Source organism: Acidovorax kalamii (genome assembly GCF_002245625.1).
Taxonomy (GTDB): Bacteria; Pseudomonadota; Gammaproteobacteria; order Burkholderiales; family Burkholderiaceae_C; genus Acidovorax; species Acidovorax kalamii.
Map to the genome: position 1 here is coordinate 64,968 of NZ_NOIG01000011.1, position 17,085 is coordinate 82,052.

The window sequence follows — 17,085 nt, forward strand, 5'->3', positions numbered from 1 at the left end:
GCCCAACAGAACAGACATGCAGACAAACAAACAAGCAACAACGAGGGAGTGAGCGATGCTGACAGAGATCGAATGGTGGGGTGGGCTGATCTTCGTGCTGGGGGCCATCACCCACCGGCTGGTGACGGGAGCGCTGGACAAGAAAGACGAGGGCATCGACTGGCATCGTTGGCAGATGCACGGCTTCTTCGTGCTGCCCGCCGTGGTGCTGGCCGGGTATTTCTATCCGCTGGCAGGCCCCGGCCTGCAATACGCCTACATGGGCGTGCTGGGCGCCGCTCTGCTGCTGGTGGCTGTGATGCTGGTGCAGGAGGTGACCGGGGATGCGGGCGAAGGCTCGGCAGAGACTACCGCAGAGGCTGCCGGTGGGGCCGCTGCTGCGGGCGCAGCGCAGGCGGACGATGAATCGCCCGGCTGGCTGATGACGCTGATCGGGGTGGTGGTGCTCTACAGCCCGGTGCTGGTGGCCTGCGGGCTGGGTTGCGCCAAGGCCTGGCCCATGGTGCAGGGGCTGTTGTAGCGGGGTAGCGGCCGGGCAGCCTGGGTGCCCGCGCATTGCCTTCCTTTTTTCGATCGTCTCCCGGCGCTGTGCTGCGCTTCCTTGTCCCCGTTCATGGCCACAGATTCTTTTCCTGACCTGCTCTCGCTCTACATGCGCCGCATCCGCGCCAGCGCCTCCGGCGTGGCCACCGAAATCGGCCTGAGCCGCGAGGCGGTGAACAACTGGCGCAACGGCATCTCGGTGCCCAACCCGCGCTCGCGCGACAAGCTGGTGGCCTGCACCCGCTACCTGCGCCTGACCGAGAGCGAGACCAACCGCCTGCTCAGCGCAGCAGGGTTTGCGCCCGAGTTTCCGCTGCAGGCCGAAGCCCCGCTGCGGGCCGAGGCCAGGGCCACGGGTGTGGCCCCAGGCGCTGCGCAGCCCTTTGCGGCGTTTCAGGACCGGCTGTTTGCCCAGCTCGCGCAGGCCGTGCCATACCCCATCTCGCTGCTGCTGTCGCCCGCCCACTGGGGGCAGCCGCCATTTCGGCACGAGCTGCTGCAGCGTGCCCGCGCGCAGTACGGCGAGGGCTCGGTGCTGCACATCCAGCCGCCCTACAGCGTGAGCACCGTGCCCGCCGAATACTTCGCCGCCATCGGCCGCCAGTGTGGGCTGGGCGACGTGGCGTCGGACTACGAGTTTGAATCCGCGCTGGAGCGCCGCCTGCTGGCGGGCGAACGCATCTTCTGCCTGGTCAGCCGCTTTGAGCAGGGCACACCCGCGCTGCGCGAAACCCTGGCGGGCATTTTGCGCAGCCTGAGCGAGATGCACAGCGGCCGCCTGCACCTGCTGCTGTGTGGCGGCGAGGCGCTGGCCGACCTCAAGTACCGCAGTGGCGATCTCTCGCTGCTCAACATCGCGCAGGTCAACCACTGGCCCGACCCGTCGCTGCACGACCTTCTGCAGCTGGCCCGCCACCGCTGGCCCGAGCACACTTGGACGGAGCCCGTGGTGGCCGATCTGCAGGCGCTCAGCGGCGGCCACCCCGCGTTGTTTGAAGAGGGGCTGCAGTGGCTGGTGGACCAGGGGATGGACCAGAAAGGGGGCAAGGGCGATGCGCCACCCAGCGCCCTGCGCACCCACCTGGCCAGCAGCCCGCGCCTGTGGCAAACCTTTTTGCCCCTGGCCCAGGCGCCCGCCACCCGCGCGCGCCTGTTGCAGCTGCTGCAGGCCGACGACCTGGGCCGCGCCCGGCCCTATCTGCAAGACGATGAACTGCGCACCCTGTTCTGGGGCAACCTCATCCATGCGCGCGGCACGGGCGATGCGGCGCGGCTGCACTGGCGCTGCGCCACCATCCGCGATGCGGGCTTCATGGTGCTGGATTCATGCTCGGCGGACTGAAGCCCCTGCTGTCCAGACCCGTGGTGCGCGCCGTGGTCATCGCGCTGGTCACCCTGTTTGTGGCCAGCGCGGTGTTCACGCCCCAACACAACCCGGCCACGCGCGGCAGGTTCATGGCGGCCATGAACGTGGGACCGTTGTGGGGCGAGCTGGTGCAGTGGCGCGTGGCGATGATGCAGGCGCACAACGAGCTGGGCCACTGGCCCAAGGACATTTACGCCTACGCGCCCCCGGTGGCCCAGCCGCAGTTGCGCGTCACCTCCCCGCGCCCCTATGTGCTGCAGGCCGACATCGCCCAGCACCCCGATCTGGGCAAGCTCGCTGGCACCCAGGTGGTGGTGGAGCTGAAACCCGGCACCACCACCTGGTCCTGCCGCCCCGGCAAGCCGCCCATCCCCCTGGGCTACCTGCCCATCAACTGCCTGGAGGGCAGCACCGACGATTTCGAGCGCCCCACGCAAGTGCCCGATGCCGACCCGTTTGGCTGGATGCGCTCGCTGATCGCCTGGTGCGCCGTGATTTTTGGGGCAGGCGCCGTGCTGTGGGTGGTGCGCCATCCGCTCATCGGTGCGGGCCAGCTGCGCCCCGCACGCCTGCGCCGCACGCCGCTGGCGCGCCTGCCGCAGATCGACCGCCTGCTGCGCTGGCTGCGGCGGCTGGACGCCACCCTGCTCGCCGCCGACATCCGCACGGTGGACTGGCGCCGCGCCGTGGCCTGTGCCCAGGCCACGGGCGGCGAGCGCGCCCCGGCCCTGGCCCGCGCGCTGGCCGAGCGCGTGTCGGCCCGCTGCCAGCCCAGCACCGACTGGGCGCTGCCCGGTGCAGTGTTTGAGTGGCAGTTCCCGCCCGACCTGCCCGTGTCGCTGGACCGCTGCCTGGTGTTTGTGCCCACGCCCGGCATCGACGAAGCCACCGTGCTGCGCCAGCTGCGCGCCGTTCAGACCGGCAGCGACGTGCTGCTGATCCTGTGCGAGCACAGCGTGGACACGCCCTGGCCCCTGCTGCGCGCCCATGCCGACGACCGCGCCAACCTGCATGTGATGCTGGACAGCGCCCAGCAGACCGAGTGGCTGATTGGTGGCGAGGCCCTGCAGGCGCTGCTGCGCCAGCTGGCCGCGCAACTGCGCATCACGCGCATCTCGCCCTACCAGACACGCGGCGGTGTGACGCGCGAGGGCGGCTTTTTTGGCCGCGCCCAGCTGCTCGCCCGTGTCATCAACCGCGAGCCCGCCAACTACCTGGTGGTGGGCGGGCGCCAGCTGGGTAAAAGCAGCCTGCTCAAGGCCGTGCAGCGTCGCATGGCGGGCCACCCGCACACCGTGTGCCACTACGTCTCGCTGCGCGACCACCGCCTGGCACCGCGCATGGCGCTGCAGTTTGGCCTGGCGGCCGATACCCCGCTCGAAGCCATCGTGGACCACCTGCAGGCGCAGTACCAGGGCAAGCGCCTGGTGCTGCTCATCGACGAGGCCGACCTGTTCTTCCGTGACGAATCGGCCAACGGCTATGTGCAGCTGTCCACCCTGCGCGCGCTCAGCGAAGAGGGCCGCTGCTGGTTCATGCTCGCGGGCTTCTGGGATTTGTATGCCACGGCCGTGCTCGACTACCAAAGCCCCCTGCGCAACTTTGGCGAGGTGCTGGCCATTGGCGGCCTGGAGCGCAGCGCCTGCCGCGAACTGGCCACAGAGCCGCTGCGCAAGCTGCGCCTGGGTTTTGACAACGAGCGCCTGGTGGACCGCCTGGTGGACGCCAGCGGCCAGCGCGCCAACCTGGTCGCCATCCTGTGCCAGGAGTGCCTGGAGGCACTGGCGCCCGGCGAGCGCGTGATTGAAAAGCGCCATCTCGACCAGGCCCTGGCCTCGCAGGCCGTGCAGGATGCCTTGGCGGGCTGGGGCCGTCTGAGCCACGACGAAGCGGCCTGCCGCCTCGACCGCATCGTGGTCTACCACACTGCCCAGGCCGGGCAGGCCAGCCTGGTCGCCCTGGCCCAGCTGCTGCAAGGCCACGGCATCGCGGGCGACGCGCAGGCGCTGCGCCAGTCGCTGGCACGCCTGCAGCTGGCCTATGTGCTGCGCAAGCACGAAGGCGGTGAATACCGCTTTGCGATCCCGCTGCTGCAGGACCAGTTTGAACCGGCGGAAGTGGAACTGCTGCTGCACCAGGAGCTGGCCGTGCTGGCGCGCAGCGATGCCAAAGTTTGAGAAAAAAGGGCCGTCTCCGCGCTATGGATAAGCGCTTTTAGCTATCTATTTGGTAGTAATTTGTGCCGTGGGCGTTGGGGTTCACGGCAGCGCCACCACCACCGCACCGCGCTTGCGCCCTGTCTCCACATACGCATGCGCCGCAGGCAGGTCGGCAAACGGGTAGGCGCAGTCCAGCACCGGCCGCAGCACACCGGCCTGGGCCAGGTCCATCAGGGTCTGCAGATCCTCAGGCCGTTCGGCCGCGGGGCCGCCAATGCTGCGGCGCGTGCCGCGCGGCCGGGCCAGCACCTGCGCCAGGCTGCCCGCCACCGCCAGGTAGCGGCCATGCTCTGTCAGGCGCGGCAGGCAGGCGGCAAAGCTGCTCGCGCCCACGGTGTCGGCCACCACGTCCCACTGCTGCGGGTCCTGGGTGAAGTCCTCTTCGGTGTAGTCGATCACGGCCTGCGCACCCAGCGCCCGCGCCAGCGCCACATTGCCGCCGCTGCACACCGCCGTGACATGCGCGCCCCGGTGCCGCGCCAGCTGCACCATGGCGCTGCCCACGGCGCCCGCCGCGCCAATCACCAGCAGCGATTCGCCCGCACGCAGGTTTGCCTTGTTCAAGAAGTGCAGTGCCGCCAAGCCACCAAACGGCAGGCAGGCCGCGTCCACAAACGACAGGCGAGCAGGCTTGTGAACCAGGGGCCGGGTGCCGGGCAACAGGCAGTATTCGGCATGGCCGCCCATGGCCACACCCGCCACACCCACCACGGCATCGCCGGGTGCAAAGCCGGTCACCGCACGGCCCACGGCCTCCACCACGCCTGCCACATCAGTGCCCAGCACCGGCTGGCGCGGCCGCGTGATGCCAAACGCCAGCCGCCCCAGCAGGCCAAACCCGCGCGGCAGCTTCTGGGTGCGCACGCGCATGTCGGCCGACGACACGCTGGCCGCCAGCACCCGCACCAGCACATCCCGCGGGCCAGGCACGGGGCGCGGCAGTGTGCGCAGCCGCAGCACATCGGTGCCGCCATAGCGGGTGCAAACCCAGGCGAGCATGGTGGTGGACGTGGGCAAGGTGAGTGTGTGCATGGGCAACAAGGCAGGGCTCCCGGTGGCGCAGTCGAAGAGGTGGGCGGGGTGGAGGTGCCTGCATGCAGCTTAGGCGGCCGGGTGGGGCGCGCACAACCCGACCGTGGGAGGGGCGGCCGACAGTGACCATGCCCCAACTGCACGTTACCCTTGTCGGCCTGCTGGATTGACTGACTGATTGATTCATTGCTGCAAAGGCCCACCGTGCACCCCACGCTCTACACCGTTGCCTACCCCGTCTGCGCCGCCGAGGACATGTTGGCCATCGACACCTGGCGCGCCGCCAACGACCCCACCGGCCATGCGCTGGTGCGCCCTCACTTCACGCTGGTGTTTGCCAGCAACGCGGTGGACGCAGCCACCTACCTTGCCCATGTGGCGGCGGTGGCAGCGCGCACGGCACCCATCGCGTTTCACTGCCGCTACGCCATGCTGGGCACCGACGCCCACAGCCCGCGTGCCCATGCCTATCTGGTGCCGGACGAAGGCTATGCCGCGTTGTCTCTGCTGCACGACGCGCTCTACACCAGCGCGCTGGCCGACGCGCTGCGTCTGGACCTGCCTTACACCCCGCACATCACCGTAGGCACGTTCGAGTCCGCTCCCCAGGCGCGCGCATGGTGTGCCGCGCGCAATCAGGCGGGCGTGTCGGTGCCGGGCCAGGTGGCCGCGCTGTGGGTGGGGCAGGTGGTGGACGGGCGGTTCGAACACCGGGGGCAGTTTGAACTGATCGGCTAGTTTTTTGAAGCGAAAAAGGCTGTTGCCGCGCGTCCATCAAGCGCTTTAAGCTATCAAATGTGTAGCTTTCTTGGGGCGCCACTCAAGGCCGCTGCGCCATCACCTGCGCATACAGCGCCTGCGCCGCTACCGACAGGCTTTCATCCCTGCGCCGCACCAGGTAGATCTGGCGGGTGAGCCCTGGCAGCGGCAGCGGCCGGGTTACCAGGCCTGGCTGCTCGAAATGGAACAGCGTGAGCGCGGGCACCACGCTGATGCCCAGGCCCGCGCGCACCATGCCCATCACGGTGGCGAGCTGCTCCACCTCCATCAGCGTGTGCATGGCCTGCGGGTGCAGCGCGGCCTCCAGGTACTGGCGCACGCTGCTGGTGCGCGCAAGGTGGATGAAGGGCCAGGCCGCCAGGTCCTGCGCGGTGATGGCCTTGCGGCGGCGGGCCAGCGGGTGGTCGGCCGGGCACACCAGATAAAAGTTGTCGCTGCAAAACGGCTCGGCCTGCAGCGCGGGCGTGTCGGCGCGGATGGCGGCCAGTGCAAAGTCGGCATGGCCGCTGGCAACGCGGTCGATGCAGGGCTCGGACAGCACATCGGCAATGTCGATCTCGATGCCCGGGTGCGCCGCGCGGTACTGCGCCAGCACGCCTGGCAGCCAGCCTGCGGCCAGTGACGGCAGCAGCGCCACGGCCACACGCCCGCGCTGCAGCGTGGCGGCACTGCGCACGGCGGCCAGCGCGTTGGTGATCTCGGCGCGGATGCGGCGGGCCGACTCCAGAAAGTTCTGCCCCTCGGGCGTGAGATCCACATGCCGCGTGCTGCGGTCGAACAGGCGCAGGCCCAGGTCGTCCTCCAGCGCGCGGATGAGGGCGCTGAATGCGGGCTGCGACAGGTGGCACAGCGTGGCGGCGCGCGTGAAGCTGCGCTGCTCGGCCAGCGCGAGGAAGGCATCGAGCTGGCGGCTGGAGAGGTGGGGGGCGCTCATGCGGAGAGAGTTTGATTCATCTGTAGTTCAGATGGATTCATAAGAACAATCGATTTCACAGAATACCGGGATGTTCCTACAGTCGGCTGCAGGAGACAACGGATTCATGCCGAACGACCAAAAGAAAACCAATCTGCTGGTGGGCTGCGCCGCCGGCTTCTCGGGCGACCGCACCGATGCGGCCCTGCCTGTGGTGCAGGCGCTCATCGCCAGCGGCCAGCCTGCGGTGCTCATCTTCGAGACCCTGGCCGAGCGCACGCTGGCGCTGGCCCAACTGGCGCGCCGCACCGACCCCGATACTGGATATGAGCCGCTGCTGGTGGACCTGCTGCGCCCCGTGCTGGCGCAGTGCCTGGCGCACGGCGTGCGCATCGTCAGCAACTTTGGCGCGGCCAACCCCCACGGCGCCGCGCGCCGCATCCATGCGCTGGCGGCCGAGCTGGGCCTGGCCCGCCCGCGCATCGCCGTCCTGCAGGGCGACGACCTGAGCGGCCCCGACCACCGCGCGCTGCTGCAGGGCGCACTGGGCAGCGCGATGCCCACCGAGCCCATCGTCAGCGCCAACGCGTACATCGGCGCGCAGGCCATTGCCGATGCGTTGCGCGCGGGCGCCGACATCGTGGTCTGTGGCCGTGTGGCCGACCCTTCGCTGGTGCTGGGCCCCGCGCTGGCGCACTACGGGTGGGCGCTGGACGACTGGGACCGGCTGGCCCGCGTCACCATGGCCGGGCATCTGCTGGAATGCGGCGCGCAGGTCACAGGCGGCTACTTTGCCGACCCTGGCTACAAAGACGTGGCGGGCCTGGCCCACCTGGGCTACCCCATCGCCGAGATCGACGCCGACGGCCACTGCACCATCACCAAGCCCCCCGGCACGGGCGGCTGCATCACCGAACGCACGGTAAAGGAACAGCTGCTGTACGAGCTGCATGACCCGGCGGCGTACCTCACGCCCGATGTGGTGGCCGACATCACCTCCGCCCGCGTGACCACGGTGGGCGCCGACGCTGTGCGGCTGGAGGGCGTGCAGGGCCATGCACGGCCTGCCACGCTCAAGGTCAACGTGTGTTTTGAATCGGGCTGGTTTGCCGAGGGCGAAATCTCCTACGCCGGCCCGCGCTCCGAAGCCCGAGCGCGGCTGGCGGGCGAGGTGCTGCGCGAGCGCCTGCACGGCCTGGGCCCGCTGCGCATTGACCTGATTGGCGTGACCAGCATCTTTGGCGACGACACCAGTCGCTGGTTGGACGACCCCGCAGCAGGTGATGCTCGCAGTGACCCCCGTGACGTGCGCCTGCGCGTGGCCCTGCAGCACCGCGACCACGCCATCGCCCAGCGCCTTGTGCGCGAAGTGACCGCGCTCTACACCTGTGGCCCCGCAGGCGGCGGCGGCGTGCGCACCGCCATGCGCACGCGCCTGGGCACCGTGTCGTGCCTGGTGCCGCGCGATGCCGTGGCCGTGCGTTTTGAGATGGTGGATTGAGGACTCAAGCCATGACCCCTACACACCCTACCGTCACCGTTCCCTTGTATCGACTTGCCCACAGCCGCACGGGCGACAAAGGCAACCGCTCCAACATCAGCGTCATCGCCTGGCACCCCGCACTGTGGGATGTGCTGGTCGAACAAGTCACGGAAGCCGCCGTGGCGAAGCAGTTTGCCCAGCGCCGCCCGCGCCAGGTCACGCGCTACCTGCTGCCCCAGCTGCAGGCCATGAACCTCGTGCTGGACGACGTGCTCGATGGCGGCGTGAACGATTCACTCAACCTCGACAGCCACGGCAAGGCGCTGAGCTACCTGCTGCTCGATATGCCCGTCACCGTGCCCGCGCACCTAGCGCCGCACTTTGGCGGCCATACGGCCTAGACCTTTGATTTCGTTTTTCTATCCATACCAACACCAGGAGACAACATGACCCATTCATTCCCCCGCCGCGCTCTGCTCGCCACTGCCGCCGTGCTGGCGCTCGGCGCACTGCACGCCCCCGCTGCACTGGCCCAGGCGGCCGGTAGCTACCCCGCCAAGGCCATCACCTTCGTCGTGCCGTTTGCCGCAGGCAGCGCCACCGACCAGCTGGCGCGCGCGCTGGGCCAGTCCATCACCAACGACACCAAGCAGCCCGTGGTCATCGACAACAAGGCGGGCGCCAGCGGCATGATCGCCGCGTCGGCCGTGGCCAAGTCGGCGGCCGATGGGTACGGCGTGCTCATCACCACCAACACCACACACGCCGCCAACGAGCACCTGTACAAAAAGCTCTCGTACGACCCGGTGAAGGACTTCGCCCCCGTCACCGGCCTGGGCAAGGGCGGGCAGGTGCTGGTGGTCAACGCCAGCGCACCGTACAAAAACGTGGGCGAGCTGCTGGCCTTTGCCAAGAAGAACCCCGGCAAGCTCAGCTTTGGCAGCGGCAGTTCATCGAGCCGCATGGCGGGCGAGATGCTCAAGCAGCTGGCGGCTGTGGACATCCTGCATGTGCCCTACAAGAGCAACCCGTTGGCCATTACCGACCTGTTGGGCGGGCAGATCGATTTGATGATCACCGACACCTCCACCGGCGTGCCGCAGGTCAAGGCGGGCAAGCTGCGTGCGCTGGGCTATTCCACGCAAAAGCGCAGCGCGCAATTGCCCGATGTGCCCACGCTGGACGAAGCGGGCGTGAAGGGCTACGACATGGGCTACTGGTTTGCGGCCTACTTGCCAGCGGGCACGCCCGCGCCGGTGGTGGCGCGCCTGAACGAGCTGCTGACCGCCGCCACCAAGAGCGCAGCGGCCAAGAGCTTCTTCGAGAACGCGGGCTCAGAAGCCTGGACCACCACGCCTGATGAACTCGCCAAGTTCCAGGCTGCAGAGACGCAGAAGTGGGGCAAGGTCATCAAGGCGGCGGGCATCGAGGCCGAGTAAATCGAAGGCCTGGTAGCGGCGGTGGGTAACACGCGCTGCGCCGGGTTTTCACTCCCTCTCCCCTCGCGGGAGAGGGCGGGGGAGAGGGGGCTCTTCTTCCGAGCGCCGCGCCCCATGCTCCCCCCTCTCCCCATCCCTCTTCCTCCAGGGGAGAGGGAGTTTCAGAGCGCTTTCAAAGGGGTGTGAATATCAAGCCAAATAGGCCTCTGCCGCCTGATGGATAAGCGCTATTAGCTATCAATTTGGTAGTGATTCAGCCGAGGCGACCATCCCTCACCACGGCACCCCCGCAAACCGTTCCACCAAAAAATCCAGCAGCGCCCGCACCGCAGGCGACAAGTGCCGGCGCGACGGGTACAGCGCATAGATCGTCATCACCGGCAAGTCCCAGTCCGGCAGCACGGCCTGCAGCTCGCCACGGTGCAGGTAGGGGTTGACCAGATACGTCGGCTGCATCGCAACGCCGCCGCCCGCCAGCGCGGCGCGCATCAGCGTGGTGGCCTCGTTGGCGCTGAAATGGCCGCTCACGCCCACACGCTCCACCACATCGCCACGCGTCAGCTGCCACATGCTTTTGCCAAAGTTGGCATAGCTCAGGCAGCGGTGCTGCGCCAGGTCGGCGGGCTGCTGTGGCACGCCGTGCGCGGCCAGGTAGGCGGGCGATGCCACCAGCACCGAATCACACCGCGCCAGTGGGCGGCCGATGAGCAGCGGGTCGGGCTCAGCGCTGATGCGGATGGCCAGGTCAATGCGCTTTTCGACCAGGTTCAGCGATCCCTCGCTCGCGTCCAGGTCGATCTTGAGCTGCGGGTGCTGCGCCAGAAAGTCCGCAATCGCTGCGCCCATCTGCGCAAACGCAAACGACACGCTGCAGGTCAGTCGCAGCTGCCCGCGCAGCGCGCCCTCGGTGGTGGTGGCGGTTTCTTCTTCCAGGTCTTGCGACAGCGCCAGCATCTGCTGGCAGCGGCGCAGCGCGTGTTCGCCCGCGTCGGTCAGCGTCACGCTGCGGGTGGTGCGCTGCAGCAGCCGCGCCTGCAGCCACTGCTCCATCTCGCCCACATAGCGCGTGACCATGGCACGCGACATATCGAGCTTGTCGGCCGTGGCGCTGAAGCTGCCGCTGGTGGCGACTTCGGCAAACACATGCATGGCGGTCAGGCGGTCCATAAGGGGTTATTTGATCGATTGGTGAAACAAATATGCGCGAATTATCGGGTTTATTGGATCGATTGGAGAAAATAAACTTCATTCCGTCATCTACGCAACCTCTCAAAACCCCGGAGAAACCACCATGTTCCGCACCACCCTCATTGCCGCCACCCTTGCCGTTGCCTTCACCGGCGCCCAGGCAGCCCAGCCGCTGCAGGTCAAGGTCTACAACGCCGACGGCAACAGCTTCAACGTCAACTCCACGCTGGTCTATGGCGAGAAGGAAGCCATGGTCATCGACGCAGGCTTTACCCGTGCCGACGCGCTGCGCATTGCTGCCAACGTACTCGACACGGGCAAAGAGCTGAAGACCATCTACGTGAGCCAGGCCGACCCCGACTACTACTTTGGCGTCGAGACGCTGAAAGAAATCTTCCCCAAGGCCGACGTGGTGACCACGCCCGCTGTGCTGGAGAAGATCAATGCCAAGCTCGCCACCAAGCTCTCGTTCTGGGGCCCCAAGATGGGCGCCAACGCACCGCGAACGCCCGTGCTGCCCAAGGCCATCGCGGGCAACACGCTGAGCGTGGACGGCCAGGCGGTCGAGATCCGTGGCACCACCGGCCTGCTGGCGCACCGCCCGTATGCGTGGATCCCGTCCATCAAGGCCATCGTGGGCAACATTGGCGTGGTGGGCACCAACACCCATGTGTGGACGGCCGACACACAAACCGTGGCCGAGCGCAGCGCCTGGGTGGCCCAGCTCGACGAAATGGCCGCGCTGCAGCCCACGGTGGTGGTGCCCGGCCACATGCCCGCTGGTGGCACGCTCGACGCTGCCAACATCAGCTACACCAAGGGCTACCTGCAGGCGTTTGAGAAAAACGCCGCGGCCACCAAGACCAGCGCCGAACTCATCGACGCGATGAAGAAGGCCTACCCCGCAGCGCCCATGGGCCTGTCGCTGGACATCGGCGCCAAGGTCAACAAGGGCGAGATGAAGTGGTGAGATGACGTGCTGAAAGCTGTCGAAGCAAGTTGTTGAAAAGGAACCAGATCGTGAGCACGCACCCGCTCCAACAAGTCCTGCAGCACCTGCACGCCGGGCGCTGGAACGCGGCGCACGATCTGGTGCAGCACGATGGCTCCATGCTCGCAGCCTGGCTGCACGGCATCCTCCATTTGCAAGAAGGCGATTTGGAGGACGCCGAAAACTGGTACGACCGCGCCGCCCGCCACTTCCGCAGCCGGGGCACGCTGGCCGAAGAGATCGCGGCGTTCGAAGCCGCACTGACTGCGTCTGAAACCTCAGACCCTCAAGAAAGAACCTGATCCATGCCCACCACGCCAACCGTCACCGTGACCTACCTGTTCGACCCCTTGTGCGGCTGGTGTTATGCCGCAGCGCCCGCGCTCAAGTTCCTGCAAGCGCAGGAGGGTGTTGATGTGGTGCTGGCTCCCTCCGGCCTGTTTGCAGGCGCAGGCGCGCGGCCCATGGACGCGCAGTTTGCCGCCTACGCCTGGACCAACGACCAGCGCATCCAGCAGCTCACCGGCCAGCCTTTTACGCAGGCCTACCGCGACCAGATCCTGGGCGCAGCAAATGGCCGTTTTGACTCCGGCCCGGCCACCCTGGCCCTCACGGCCGTGGCGCAGACCGCGCCCACGCGCGAGCTGGATGCGCTGCACGCCCTGCAGCACGCCCGCTATGTGGAGGGGCGCGACAACGCAGACCCCGCTGTGATCGCCGAAGTGCTGCGCGCCCTGGGCCTGCAAGAAGCCGCTGCCCTGGCCCTGGCGCCCGACACCGCTTTGCAGCGCGCCACCGCCGAACGCACTGCTACCGCCCAGGCCACGCTGCGCGCCGTGGGTGCGCGTGGTGTGCCGCAACTGGTGGTTACAGGGCAGGGTGGGGCGCTGCGGTTGCTGGGCGGCGATGCGCTGCTGGGGCCGCGCGAGCAATTGCTGGCGCTGGTGCGGGCGGCGGCTGCGGATTGAACGCGGCGGAAGTGCGCGGCTTTGAAACAACACCAAAACCGTTCACGCTGAGCTTGTCGAAGCGCCGTGCAGGGCTTCGACAAGCTCAGCCCGAACGGTTGGGATGGCTGAACGCGAGTCCGTAGGAAAACGCCCGCGCAGCCTCACTCCATCGACGGATCAATCAGCACCTTGGCCCCGGTATTGCGCGGGCCATAAAAAGCAATCGCCTCTGCACTCAGCGCCCCCGCCAGCGACACCGTGCGCGCATAGTGGCTGGCAAACGTGGTCTTCAGCTCGGCGGCCACGCGCGCGCGCAGCGCCTGTGTCGCCTCATTGCCAATCTTCTGCAGAAACGGAAACAGCAGCCACCCGCCCATGCCCCAAGCCATGCCAAAGGTGCGGTGCACTTCGGTGGGCCGCGTGTCCAGGTGGCCGTACAAGTACACCTGCTTGTGCACGGCCGAACCGTAGCGGCTGTACTCCTTGGCCGTGCGGTTGATGGCGGCCTCCATGCACTGCAGGATCTGCCCAGCCAGCGTGCCGCCGCCCGTGGCGTCGAACGCAATCGTGGCACCGGTGGCAGCCAGCGCATCCGTCAGGTCGGCCATGAAGGTGGGCGCGCTGCTGTCGCACACATACTGCGCGCCCATCTCGCGCAGCAGCGCCGCCTGCTCGGGCTTGCGCACGATGTTGACCAAAGCGATGCCGTCCTTCTGACACACCTTGTTCAGCATCTGCCCCAGGTTGCTGGCCGCAGCGGTGTGCACCAGCGCGGTGTGGCCCTCGCGCTTCATCGTCTCTACCATGCTCAGCGCCGTGAGCGGGTTCACAAAACACGATGCGCCCTCGGCCGCCGTGGTGCCGGGTGGCAACACCAGGCACTGCGCCGCAGGCATGGCGCGGTATTGCGAATACATGGCGCCGCCAATCACGGCCACCGTGCGCCCCAGCAGCGCCTGTGCGGCGGGCGATGCGCCTGCGGCCACCACCAGGCCTGCGCCCTCGTTGCCTACTGGCATGCTCTGGCCCAGGCGTGCGGCCATGTTGGGCATGGCGCGCTCGGGGATGCGGGCCGTGGCCACCGGCCGATCGGCCGTGCCGCTGACCTGCACGGTAGACAAATCGGCCGGGCCTAGCAGCAGGCCAATGTCCGACGGGTTGATGGGCGTGGCCTGCACCTGGATCAGCACCTCATCGGGCCCCGGCGTGGGCACGGGTGTGGGCTCCAGGCTGAGCTGCAAGGTGCCGTCGGGCTGGACGAGCGAGCGCAATTGCAGGGCGGTGGTAGGGATGGTGACGGTGGTGGTCATGAATGCCTTTCGAGGGGAAAGAGGGCGCGCCTTTCGTTCCACTGCGCGGCCCGGTGCCAAGCATTAGAACGTGATTGCGCTAGAAACACCGTCGCGCAAGTGCCTTGTGGCGGCAGGGGCGGCCTGTGTCTTCAATCCCCCAGCGTCCGCACCATCTGCTCATACATCGCATCCACCGCCGGTGAGCGCTGCGACACCTTGCTGCGCAGCACCGCCACATGCATGGCATCCAGCGGCGGCAGGTCAAACTCCGCCGGCAGGTTCTGCAAGATCTGCAGGTGGGGCGGCACGCTGCAGCGCGTGAGCACGGCCACGGCCAGGCCGCTTTCCACGGCGGCCAGTTGGCCCGCCAGGCTGGAGCTGTGGTACACGATGCGATAGGCCCGGCGCCGCGCCGCCAGCGCCGACAACGTGGCCTGCCGCGCCATGCTGGCCGATTCGTACACCGCAATGGGCAGCGGGTCGCGCCGCCACACCTCGTACTGCGCAGCGCCAACCCACACCAGCGGCTCATCAAACAGAAAGCGCCCGCGCTGCGGCTTGTCGCGCGAGACCAGCGCCAGGTCCAGCTCACCACGCCCCAGGCGCGGGATCAGCGATGTGGACTGCTCGCATGTCAGCTCAATCTCCACCCCCTGGTAGCGGTGCGCAAAGCTGCGCAGCACCGGCGTGAGGTAGGCGCTGGCGTAGTCGTCTGGCACACCCAGCCGCACGCGGCCCGCCAGCTTGGGGCCAAACAGCGCCGCATGCGCCTCGGCCTGCAAATCGAGCACACGGCGCGCGTACGACAACAGCTCGGCCCCGGCTGGCGTCACCTCCAGGTGGCGCGGCCCGCGCAGCAGCACCGGGCGGCCCAGCGCGGTCTCCAGCTTCTTGATCTGCATGCTCACGGCCGATTGTGAGCGGTGCACCAGCGGCGCCGCGCCCGATAGCGAGCCCGCATCCACCACTGCCACAAAGGCGCGCAGCCAGTCGATCTGAAAGTCTGGGTAGTTCATGGGCGGTTTGCTTTGAATTCGCTTATCGAATGGTATCTGTTCGATTTATCCGTTTTACAGCGTAGCCCGAAACCCGGACCATCGGCGGCATGAACCACTCCCCATCCCATACCGCCGCATCGCCATCCCTTGCCAGCACACCGCAGCCCGCCAACGCACACACCCGCGAGCGCGACGGCCAGTGGCTGCTGATTGCCGGTGGTGTGCTGCTGGGCACCATCGGCGTGTTTGTGGAAGAAGCGGGCCAGCACCCGCTGGTCACCGTGTGGTTTCGCTGCGCGTTTGGCGCACTGGCGCTGCTGGCCTGGTGCCTGGGCACGGGGCGGGGGCGCGAGCTTCTGCTCAGCGGCAAAGCCCGCTGGGTGGCCTGCGCCACGGGCGTGCTCATGGTGCTGAACTGGGCGCTGTTCTTTGCGGCCATCCCCCGCACCTCCATCGCCGTGGCCACGGTCATCTTTCACATCCAGCCCATCTGGGTCATCGTGTTTGGCGCGCTGTTTCTGCGTGCGGCCGTCTCGCCCCTGCAGTGGCTGGCCACCCTGGCTGCGCTGGCGGGCCTGGTGCTGACCACCGGGCTGCTCGACGGCACGGCCGCAGCCGCTGTCACAGAAAGCAACAACAGTCAGGGCTACCTGGCGGGCGTGTTGATGTGCCTGGGCGGCTCGCTGTGCTACGCGGGCGTCACGCTGCTTGCCAACACGCAAAAGGCCATCAGCCCCTACGCCATTGCCCTGTGGCAATGCCTGGTTGGTGCGGTGGCGCTGGCATGGGCGCCCTTCGTGCTCGGGTGGCCGCCACTGGGCGCCGCTTGGGGCTGGCTGCTGGGCCTGGGCGTGCTGCACACGGGCCTGGCCTATGTGGTGCTGTTTGCAGGTATGGCGCGCCTGGGGCTGGGGCGCATTGCAGTGCTGCAGTTTGTGTACCCGCTCACCGCCGTGCTGGTGGACTGGGCCGTGTATGGCCGCACGCTCAGCCCCGTGCAGCTGGCGGGTGTGGGGCTGATGGCGGCGGCGCTGTGGACGCTGCGGCGGCCGGGCAAGGCCGCCGCCAGCGCTGGCTGATCTGCCTGGCCTGCTTCACTGCGGCTGATCTGCCAGCGGGATAAATACCACCGTGTGCGCCTCGCACTCAGCCTGGTCCGGCGGTTGCCACAGGTCGCTGGCCAGCTCAAAAATGTGCGGCGGCACCACCATGGAAAAAGTCTCGCCCCTCTCGGCGTTGCGCTGGTTCACACGCGCACGGCGCAGCTCGCGCGGGGCGTCCAGCACGTACACCGTCATGGCATCGGCCCAATGCCCCATGCGGGTATAGAACGCATCGCGCTCCTGCTGCCGGATGAGGCCAATCTCCAGCACAACATCGGTGCCAGCGTGCAGAACAGCTTCGGCGGTTTTCCAGATCTGCAAGAGGCAGCGCTGAGTGCGCGCGATATACCAGGCCATCACATCGGCGCCAGGCAGGTCCGGTCGGTCGGGCGAGAACAGCGTGGCCATCCAGTCGTCCAGGTTCAGCGGCACGGCGCTGTGCTGCCGCATCAATTCGCGGGCAAAGGTAGACTTGCCTGCGCCGACCGGGCCGATGACCAGGTGAATGCGAGGGGCCGTGCAGGCAACGGCTGCGGGGGCGGTGTGGTTTGAAGTGGTGTGCACGAGAAAGGGCTCCAGAAAAACAAAAAGCCCCCTCTGCAAGCAGAGAGAGCTTTCCATACGACGGACGAAAAAAAGCCCTCGACGGAGGTGGAGGGCTTTGCGGTTCGTTCAGGCGCAAGGGGCCAAGCGCGATGGGGCAGTGTAGGTGCCCACTGCGGGGTGCGTCAACCGGTGGTCCGTGCGCGTGTGTTGAGTCCCCCAGTCACACCCTGCGCGCACCCGGC

General features: G+C 67.8%; 17 protein-coding genes. 11 read left to right on the forward strand and 6 right to left on the reverse strand.

Features of this window, described 5'->3' with window-relative positions:
- The first annotated feature begins 55 nt into the window (after window positions 1–55).
- From CBY09_RS17105 to CBY09_RS17115, 3 genes are all read left to right on the forward strand, one after another.
- Entirely contained in the window at window positions 56–520 is a 465-nt protein-coding gene (locus tag CBY09_RS17105; RefSeq protein WP_094290802.1) for a hypothetical protein, read from the forward strand.
- Between the two features lie 93 nt (window positions 521–613).
- Complete coding sequence (locus CBY09_RS17110) at window positions 614–1,885, forward strand: hypothetical protein (protein ID WP_094290803.1); 1,272 nt, start codon at window positions 614–616, stop codon at window positions 1,883–1,885.
- The gene (locus CBY09_RS17115) at window positions 1,870–4,086 is read left to right on the forward strand and encodes an ATP-binding protein (RefSeq protein WP_094290804.1); all 2,217 of its coding nucleotides are present in this window, start codon (window positions 1,870–1,872) and stop codon (window positions 4,084–4,086) included. The genes CBY09_RS17110 and CBY09_RS17115 overlap by 16 nt, the downstream gene beginning before the upstream one ends.
- 81 nt (window positions 4,087–4,167) lie before the next feature.
- Here CBY09_RS17115 and CBY09_RS17120 read toward each other — a convergent pair whose 3' ends face one another.
- Entirely contained in the window at window positions 4,168–5,160 is a 993-nt protein-coding gene (locus CBY09_RS17120; protein ID WP_094290805.1) for an NAD(P)-dependent alcohol dehydrogenase, read from the reverse strand.
- 204 nt (window positions 5,161–5,364) lie between these two features.
- Between CBY09_RS17120 and CBY09_RS17125 the strand changes: the two genes are divergently transcribed.
- Window positions 5,365–5,898, forward strand: coding sequence for a 2'-5' RNA ligase family protein (locus CBY09_RS17125; RefSeq protein WP_133066297.1), 534 nt, complete (start codon window positions 5,365–5,367; stop codon window positions 5,896–5,898).
- Window positions 5,899–5,980: 82 nt separating this feature from the next.
- On the opposite strand, the gene CBY09_RS17130 is transcribed toward CBY09_RS17125, so the two are convergent.
- A complete protein-coding gene (locus tag CBY09_RS17130; RefSeq protein ID WP_094290806.1) occupies window positions 5,981–6,874 on the reverse strand; it encodes a LysR family transcriptional regulator in 894 nt (297 codons plus the stop codon).
- 106 nt (window positions 6,875–6,980) lie between these two features.
- On the opposite strand from CBY09_RS17130, the gene CBY09_RS17135 reads away from it, so the two are divergent.
- Genes CBY09_RS17135 through CBY09_RS17145 form a run of 3 tightly spaced genes read left to right on the forward strand, consistent with a single transcriptional unit; the run spans window position 6,981 to window position 9,775 of the window.
- Complete coding sequence (locus CBY09_RS17135) at window positions 6,981–8,354, forward strand: acyclic terpene utilization AtuA family protein (RefSeq protein ID WP_094291206.1); 1,374 nt, start codon at window positions 6,981–6,983, stop codon at window positions 8,352–8,354.
- A gap of 11 nt (window positions 8,355–8,365) precedes the next feature.
- On the forward strand, window positions 8,366–8,737 hold the full coding sequence (locus CBY09_RS17140) for an AtuA-related protein (protein WP_094290807.1): 372 nt from the start codon (window positions 8,366–8,368) through the stop codon (window positions 8,735–8,737).
- 45 nt (window positions 8,738–8,782) lie between these two features.
- Window positions 8,783–9,775 carry a Bug family tripartite tricarboxylate transporter substrate binding protein gene (locus CBY09_RS17145; protein ID WP_094290808.1) on the forward strand — a complete coding sequence of 331 codons (993 nt, stop codon included), beginning with the start codon at window positions 8,783–8,785 and terminating at the stop codon, window positions 9,773–9,775.
- 273 nt (window positions 9,776–10,048) lie between these two features.
- On the opposite strand, the gene CBY09_RS17150 is transcribed toward CBY09_RS17145, so the two are convergent.
- Entirely contained in the window at window positions 10,049–10,942 is an 894-nt protein-coding gene (locus CBY09_RS17150; protein WP_094290809.1) for a LysR family transcriptional regulator, read from the reverse strand.
- Between the two features lie 124 nt (window positions 10,943–11,066).
- Here CBY09_RS17150 and CBY09_RS17155 point away from each other — a divergent pair, with 124 nt between their 5' ends.
- From CBY09_RS17155 to CBY09_RS17165, 3 genes are read left to right on the forward strand one after another with little or no spacing between them, the layout of a single operon-like run.
- Window positions 11,067–11,933 carry an MBL fold metallo-hydrolase gene (locus CBY09_RS17155; protein ID WP_094290810.1) on the forward strand — a complete coding sequence of 289 codons (867 nt, stop codon included), beginning with the start codon at window positions 11,067–11,069 and terminating at the stop codon, window positions 11,931–11,933.
- Between the two features lie 50 nt (window positions 11,934–11,983).
- On the forward strand, window positions 11,984–12,256 hold the full coding sequence (locus tag CBY09_RS17160) for a hypothetical protein (RefSeq protein ID WP_240515767.1): 273 nt from the start codon (window positions 11,984–11,986) through the stop codon (window positions 12,254–12,256).
- A 3-nt stretch (window positions 12,257–12,259) separates the two neighbouring features.
- A complete protein-coding gene (locus tag CBY09_RS17165) occupies window positions 12,260–12,922 on the forward strand; it encodes a DsbA family protein (RefSeq protein ID WP_094290812.1) in 663 nt (220 codons plus the stop codon).
- A gap of 143 nt (window positions 12,923–13,065) precedes the next feature.
- On the opposite strand, the gene CBY09_RS17170 is transcribed toward CBY09_RS17165, so the two are convergent.
- Window positions 13,066–14,214 (reverse strand): zinc-binding dehydrogenase, encoded by a 1,149-nt coding sequence (locus tag CBY09_RS17170; RefSeq protein WP_094290813.1) that lies wholly within the window; start codon window positions 14,212–14,214, stop codon window positions 13,066–13,068.
- 131 nt (window positions 14,215–14,345) lie between these two features.
- Window positions 14,346–15,212 (reverse strand): LysR family transcriptional regulator, encoded by an 867-nt coding sequence (locus CBY09_RS17175; RefSeq protein WP_094290814.1) that lies wholly within the window; start codon window positions 15,210–15,212, stop codon window positions 14,346–14,348.
- Window positions 15,213–15,301: 89 nt separating this feature from the next.
- Here CBY09_RS17175 and CBY09_RS17180 point away from each other — a divergent pair, with 89 nt between their 5' ends.
- Window positions 15,302–16,273, forward strand: coding sequence for a DMT family transporter (locus CBY09_RS17180; protein WP_094290815.1), 972 nt, complete (start codon window positions 15,302–15,304; stop codon window positions 16,271–16,273).
- A 15-nt stretch (window positions 16,274–16,288) separates the two neighbouring features.
- On the opposite strand, the gene CBY09_RS17185 is transcribed toward CBY09_RS17180, so the two are convergent.
- Entirely contained in the window at window positions 16,289–16,861 is a 573-nt protein-coding gene (locus tag CBY09_RS17185; RefSeq protein WP_240515768.1) for a P-loop nucleotide/nucleoside kinase family protein, read from the reverse strand.
- Window positions 16,862–17,085 lie beyond the last annotated feature (224 nt).